Consider the following 6,655-nt stretch of genomic DNA (forward strand, 5'->3'; position numbering starts at 1 on the left):
AAAATAAGGTCGTCTGAAAATGTGATACCAAGTTTAATAAAACTCGTTCACTCTCGTTTTCAGACGACCTTTTCTCTTACTTATCCACAGACTGGCTTACCCAATCCGAAATCTTTTAGATTTTACCTGCGAAGTATTCCAAAGTGCGGACGAGTTGGCAGGTGTAGGACATTTCGTTGTCGTACCAAGCGACGGTTTTCACCAGTTGTTTGTCGCCTACGGTCATCACGCGGGTTTGGGTCGCGTCGAAGAGCGAGCCGTATTCGATGCCGACGACGTCGGAAGAAACGATTTGATCTTCGGTGTAGCCGTAAGATTCGTTGGCGGCGGCTTTCATCGCAGCGTTGATTTCTTCTTTGGTTACGGGGCATTCGAGGACAGAAACCAATTCGGTCAGCGAGCCGGTGGCGACGGGAACGCGTTGGGCGGAGCCGTCGAGTTTGCCGTTCAATTCGGGGATAACCAAACCGATGGCTTTGGCGGCGCCGGTGCTGTTGGGCACGATGTTGAGCGCGGCGGCGCGGGCGCGGCGCAAATCGCCTTTGCGGTGCGGCGCGTCAAGGGTGTTTTGGTCGCCGGTGTAGGCGTGGATGGTGGTCATCAGGCCTTCAACTACGCCGAATTCTTTTTGCAGGACTGCCGCCATCGGGGCGAGGCAGTTGGTGGTGCAGGAAGCGGCGGAGATGACGGTTTCGCTGCCGTCCAAAATGTCTTGGTTCACGCCATATACGACGGTTTTCACGTCATTGCCGCCGGGCGCGGAAATAACGACTTTGCGCGCACCGGCGCGGATATGGGCTTCGGCTTTGGTTTTGCTGGTAAAGAAGCCGGTACATTCGAGGACGACGTCTACGCCCAATTCGCCCCAAGGCAATTCTTCAGGATTCGGATTGGCGAAGACTTTGATTTCTTTGCCGTTCACTACGATGGCATCGTCTTTCAATTCGGCAGTACCTTGGAAGCGGCCTTGGGTGCTGTCGTATTTGAAAAGGTGCAGCAGCATATCGGCAGGGGTCAGGTCGTTGACGGCGACGACTTCGATGCCTTTGGCTTTTTCAATTTGACGCAATGCCAGACGGCCGATGCGGCCGAAACCGTTAATCGCTACTTTGATGCTCATTTTGATACTCCTGTCAGTAGGGAAAGGGATAAATTTCAATAAGGGCTATTGTATCCTGAAATAAAACTACTACCTAGAATTACACGATGCTACTTTTAAAATGTTTGATTTAAATAAAAAAACCGTGAAATAGGTCGTCTGAAAATGCAGATTGGTACGGTTTGTCTCCATATTTGGGGATAAATTTTGGTTGTTTTTAAAATTAATATGTAATTATTTAAAAAAATGATGATGGTGATGAGTGTATCCCCGTTTTGTGGATAACCTTATTACTGATTGTATAATCAAATTGTTGGATTCATTTAAAGGTTGCGTTCAAGTTTTGTTTTTTATGAGAACAAAGTCAGATAATCTGTAATCGTTTGAATTTTTCTGTGGATAAAATCGGATTTTTCCACTCGGATTACACGGGTGGATAATCTTACTGGTACAAAGGGTCGTCTGAAAAATCTATAGGTTCTGAAACGCCTACATTAGCAAATACTATTAAAAATAATGGATTATTTTTTCCTTTTTATCGTATTATCCAAACATCAAACCAATTATTGAATAAGGAGGCGGTTTATGCTGCAACGAACTTTGGCAAAATCCATCAGCGTAACCGGCGTCGGGCTGCATTCGGGCGAACGGGTCGCACTGACCCTGCACCCCGCGCCTGAAAACAGCGGGATTTCTTTCCGCCGTACCGATTTGGACGGTGAAATGGGCGAAACCATCAAACTTACGCCCTACCTCATCAACGATACGCGCCTGTCGTCCACCATCGTGACCGACAAAGGCGTGCGCGTCGGCACCATCGAACACATCATGTCCGCGCTGTCTGCCTATGGCATCGACAATGCGCTGATTGAGTTGAACGCGCCCGAAATCCCGATTATGGACGGCTCCAGCCTGCCGTTTATTTATCTTTTGCAAGATGCGGGCGTTGTCGATCAAAAGGCGCAAAAGCGGTTTTTGAAAATCCTCAAACCTGTCGAAGTCAAAGAAGCGGGCAAATGGGTGCGCTTTACGCCGTATGACGGCTTTAAAGTGACGCTGACCATCGAATTCGACCATCCGGTTTTCAACCGCAGCTCGCCCACTTTTGAAATTGATTTCGCGGGCAAGTCCTACATCGACGAAATCGCGCGCGCGCGCACCTTTGGCTTTATGCACGAAGTGGAAATGATGCGCGCTCACAATCTCGGGCTGGGCGGCAATTTGAACAACGCCATCGTGATTGACGACATGGACGTTTTGAATCCGGAAGGTTTGCGTTATCCCGACGAGTTCGTCCGCCACAAAATCCTCGATGCCATCGGCGATTTGTATATCGTCGGACACCCGATTATCGGCGCATTTGAAGGCTACAAATCCGGCCACGCCATCAACAACGCTTTATTGCGCGCGGTTTTGGCGGACGAAACCGCTTACGAATGGGTGGAATTTTCTGACAACGAGAATTTGCCTTCCGCCTTCCACGAGCTGCCGGCGGCTTGAGATAAGACAGCGTACAAAAAGGCTGTGGATAAACAATCATCCACAGCCTTTTTATTGAATAAAGGTCGTCTGAAATCTTGATTTTAAGTTTTCAGACGACCTTTCAATAAAACAAACCATCTCCCACCAATATTTCAGACATGATTATCCACATGGCTATCTAATCTATCCTTATGAAAAATAAAAAGATTATATTTTTTCTCAAATTTTATACACATTTTATCCATAGCTTTTCTCCAGCAATAAAAAAGGTCGTCTGAAAACCCAAATTCGGATTTCAGACGACCTTTTATCCACAAGCTGATTGGTGATCAATCGCCCATGACTTTACCTTCGCGGCGCGGGTCGGCACCACCGAGCAAACCGTCTTTGCCGATCACAATGCCTTGTACGCCGGAATTCAAATCGCGGATTTGGACTTTGTAGCCCAGTTTTTCCAATGCTGCCGCTTTGTCCGCCGCAGCGGTTTTTTCTTCGATTTCATACTGGCTGCCGCGATTGAGCATATTCGGCAGGGAGATTGCCGCCTGAATGTCCATACCCCAATCGATATGCGCCACCAGCGTTTTGGCGACGAAACCGATGATGCGGCTGCCGCCGGGCGAACCGACTGCCAAATAAGGCTTACCGCCTTTCATCACAATGGTCGGCGCCATCGAAGAACGCGGCCGTTTGCCGCCCGCCACGCTGTTGGCCACCGTTTTACCGTCCGCGCCGACAGGGTTGAAAGCAAAATCGGTCAATTCATTGTTGAGCAGATAGCCGTTTGCCATCAGTCCCGAGCCGAACGCGTTTTCAATCGAAGTCGTCATCGACACGACGTTACCGTCTTTATCCACAACCACCAAATGGCTGGTGGACGGCAGCTCTACCGCCATACCCTGCGCGTATGCCTTGCCGAACTTGCCTGCCTGAATGTTCTCCAACGCCTTGTCGGATTGGTGGATTTCTTCGGCGCGCGGTTTCAGGTAAGCCTGAGAAATCAGGGCACGGGTCGGGACGTTGACAAACGCGGGATCGCCGACGTAATAATCACGGTCGGCAAACGCAATCCGCGACGCATCGCCTATCCAGCGCCAACTGTGGATATTTTCCGCGCCCAACGCCTTCATATCCTGATTTTGCAGGACGCCCAAAATCTCGCCCAAAGCAATCGCGCCTGAACTTGGCGCGCCCATGCCGCAGACTTCGTATTCACGATACGGCGCGCAAACCGGTTCGCGCTCGATAACGCGGTAGTTTTTCAAATCCGCCATGCTGATTTTGCCGGGGTTATCCACAGCACCGGTAACGGCACGGACAATATTCTGCGCCTGCACCCCCTGATAAAACGGCGCGCTGCCTTTTTCCGCCAACAGGCGTACGGAGCGGGCAAATTCAGGGTTTTTCAACACCGTTCCCGCTGCCAAAGGCTTGCCGTCGGGCAGGAAATACGCGGCGGTTTTCGGATAACGTTTCAAAGGCTCCAAATTTTGCTCGATGGATTTCGCCATGCGCGGTGAAACGGTAAAGCCTTGTTCCGCCAAAGCAATCGGTTTGTCAAACAGACTTGCCCAAGGCAATTTGCCATAACGCTTGTGGACATCTTCCAGCAGCTTCGGAATCCCCGGCACACCGACCGAACGGCCGCCGACCACTGCGTTCATAAAGCCCATCGGCTTGCCGTTTTCATCCAAGAAAAGCGCCGGCGTTGCCGCTTTCGGCGCCGTTTCTCGGGCATCAAACGTCGTCAGTTTTTTCGCCTTATTGTCCCAATACACCAAAAACGCGCCGCCGCCCAAACCGGAAGACTGCGGTTCGGTCAGACCCAAGGTTGTCTGCATGGCGATCATCGCATCTATCGCGCTACCGCCGCGTTTCAAAACCTCGTATCCCGCCTCGGTCGCCAACGGATTGGCAGACGCCGCCATATAATGCTTGGCGCGGATCAATTTCTGCTCGGTCAGCCCCGTCCCTTGTTCCGGCGCATGGTTATCCACAGCCGTCGGCAAAGGAGCGGCATCAGGTTTCTGCATCGGCTGGTGCGCGCACGCCGCCAAAACCAAAGCTGCCAACAGGTTTAAGCTAAAGGAAAATTTCATATCTGCTCCCTTTTTGTTGAGATATTTTTCAGACGACCTGCAGTTAAAAAATACAAAAGGTCGTCTGAAACATGAAAACCGATTGGACTGTTTATCTCTTCGGACAGTTCCGTTTGAGATCGGTATAAAACCGGCAGGCTGTGTGTATAGCCGGAAAGTTATACACAAAACCAAACCGGATTTCAAAATTATCCACATCTGCAAACAAGGCAAACAGCAGTTTATCCGCATCCAAACTCTACATTCAACTTATTGAACTGAAAAAGGAATCAAAGTTATACACAAGAAAAAGCGCGACTCAATATAATCATCTATTTATTATTTAAAATCTTATTTATAGTTTGTTTCCCAACGCGCAGGCAAAGCCCGCAACGTAAAGGCATCTTTTCAAAAAATTAGATAGTTAAGGATTGTTAAACCTCTGTAAATCAGATAGAGTTACGGCTGATAAATTAAATTAATAATGGAGCTTCCATCAATGAAAGGCGATATCGGCGTCATCGGCTTGGCCGTTATGGGTCAAAATTTGATTTTGAATATGAACGATCACGGTTTCAAAGTCGTGGCGTACAACCGGACCACTGCTAAAGTAGACGATTTTCTCAACGGCGCAGCCAAAGGCACCAACATTATCGGTGCCTATTCATTGCAAGATTTAGTGGATAAACTGGAAAAACCGCGCAAAATCATGATGATGGTACGCGCAGGTTCTGTCGTGGACGACTTTATCGAGCAACTTGTCCCGCTCTTGGATCAAGGCGACATTATTATTGACGGCGGCAACGCCAACTATCCCGATTCCACCCGCCGCACGCACGAGCTGGCGGCAAAAGGCATCCGCTTTATCGGCGCGGGCGTTTCCGGCGGCGAAGAAGGTGCGCGTCACGGTCCGTCCATCATGCCCGGCGGCGACGAAGCCGCATGGCCTGCTGTCAAACCCATCTTCCAAGCCATTGCCGCCAAAACCCCGCAAGGCGAACCCTGCTGCGACTGGGTCGGTCGCGACGGCGCGGGCCATTTCGTCAAAATGGTGCACAACGGCATCGAATACGGCGATATGCAGTTGATTTGCGAAGCGTATCAATTCATGAAAGACGGCTTGGGTCTGAGCTACGACGAAATGCACCGCATTTTCAGCGAATGGAACCAAACCGAGCTGGATTCCTACCTGATTGAAATCACCGCCGCGATTTTGGGCTACAAAGACGAAAACGGCGAACCTTTGGTCGAAAAAATCCTCGATACCGCCGGACAAAAAGGCACAGGCAAATGGACCGGCATCAACGCCCTCGATTTGGGCATCCCGCTGACGCTGATTTCCGAAGCCGTATTCGCCCGCTGCGTATCCGCGTTCAAAGACCAACGCGTTCAAACCGGCGGCTTGTTCGGCAAAACCGTTACCCCCGTTGACGGCGACAAAACCGCATGGGTCGAAGCCCTGCGCCAAGCCCTGTTGGCATCCAAAATTATTTCCTACGCACAAGGCTTCATGCTCATCCGCGAAGCCAGCGAAAACAACGATTGGGCATTGAACTACGGCAACACCGCCCTTCTGTGGCGCGAAGGCTGCATCATCCGCAGCGCGTTCTTGGGCAACATCCGCGACGCATACGAAGCCAATCCCGATTTAGTGTTCTTGGGTTCCGATCCTTATTTCAAAGGCGTATTGGAAAACTGCCTACCCGCATGGCGCAAAGTGATCGCCAAAGCCATCGAATGCGGCATCCCCATGCCCTGCATGGCTTCCGCGATTACCTTCCTCGACGGCTACACCACCGAACGCCTGCCTGCCAACCTGCTACAAGCCCAACGCGACTACTTCGGCGCGCACACCTACGAGCGTACCGACAAACCGCGCGGCGAGTTCTTCCACACCAATTGGACAGGCAAGGGCGGCGATACCGCATCGACTACTTACGATATTTGATTTGTTTGAGTTAGCAACAAGGTCGTCTGAAAACCAAGATTCAGGTTT

The 6,655-nt window shown here is 50.6% G+C and carries 4 protein-coding genes; 2 read left to right on the forward strand and 2 right to left on the reverse strand.

What is annotated here, in order from left to right; all coding sequences use genetic code 11:
• Positions 1–115 precede the first annotated feature (115 nt).
• Complete coding sequence (gene gap / locus HMPREF2907_RS02450) at positions 116–1,120, reverse strand: type I glyceraldehyde-3-phosphate dehydrogenase (protein ID WP_070679689.1); 1,005 nt, start codon at positions 1,118–1,120, stop codon at positions 116–118.
• 564 nt (positions 1,121–1,684) lie between these two features.
• Here gap and lpxC point away from each other — a divergent pair.
• Positions 1,685–2,599 (forward strand): UDP-3-O-acyl-N-acetylglucosamine deacetylase, encoded by a 915-nt coding sequence (gene lpxC / locus HMPREF2907_RS02455; RefSeq protein WP_049223960.1) that lies wholly within the window; start codon positions 1,685–1,687, stop codon positions 2,597–2,599.
• Positions 2,600–2,910: 311 nt separating this feature from the next.
• Here lpxC and ggt read toward each other — a convergent pair whose 3' ends face one another.
• A complete protein-coding gene (ggt, locus tag HMPREF2907_RS02460) occupies positions 2,911–4,680 on the reverse strand; it encodes a gamma-glutamyltransferase (RefSeq protein WP_070679692.1) in 1,770 nt (589 codons plus the stop codon).
• Positions 4,681–5,158: 478 nt separating this feature from the next.
• On the opposite strand from ggt, the gene gnd reads away from it, so the two are divergent.
• On the forward strand, positions 5,159–6,607 hold the full coding sequence (gnd, locus tag HMPREF2907_RS02465) for a decarboxylating NADP(+)-dependent phosphogluconate dehydrogenase (protein ID WP_070679695.1): 1,449 nt from the start codon (positions 5,159–5,161) through the stop codon (positions 6,605–6,607).
• The last annotated feature ends 48 nt before the right edge of the window (positions 6,608–6,655 follow it).

The organism is Neisseria sp. HMSC055H02, assembly GCF_001813335.1.
GTDB lineage: Bacteria > Pseudomonadota > Gammaproteobacteria > Burkholderiales > Neisseriaceae > Neisseria > Neisseria sicca_C.